Origin of the sequence: Paraburkholderia sp. BR10954 (assembly GCF_040965775.1) — a bacterium.
Lineage (GTDB): Bacteria > Pseudomonadota > Gammaproteobacteria > Burkholderiales > Burkholderiaceae > Paraburkholderia > Paraburkholderia youngii.
This window is the reverse complement of record NZ_JBFRCK010000380.1, coordinates 1-201: the sequence shown is the minus strand read 5'-3', so window position 1 is coordinate 201 and position 201 is coordinate 1. Positions and strand designations below refer to the sequence as shown.

1 protein-coding gene is annotated in these 201 nt (G+C 65.2%); it reads left to right on the top strand.

Annotated features, from left to right (window positions below; all coding sequences use genetic code 11):
* Window positions 1–201: AMP-binding protein (locus tag AB4Y34_RS42635; RefSeq protein ID WP_368719390.1), on the top strand; the 201-nt coding region annotated here is incomplete at both ends.

Genomic DNA, 201 nt, shown 5'->3' with positions numbered 1-201 from the left:
AGGCGCAGTCACCGGCGTGGGCCGGGCAGCCGTCATCGGATCCGGATGCGCGCGCGCTGGGCCTGGGCCCGCACCATCTGGCCTATGTGATCTACACGTCGGGTTCCACCGGCACGCCCAAGGGCGTGATGGTTGAACATCGTGCAGTGGCCAATTATCTTGCGTGGGCCTGTGAAGCTTACGCGCCACGATCATCCTCGA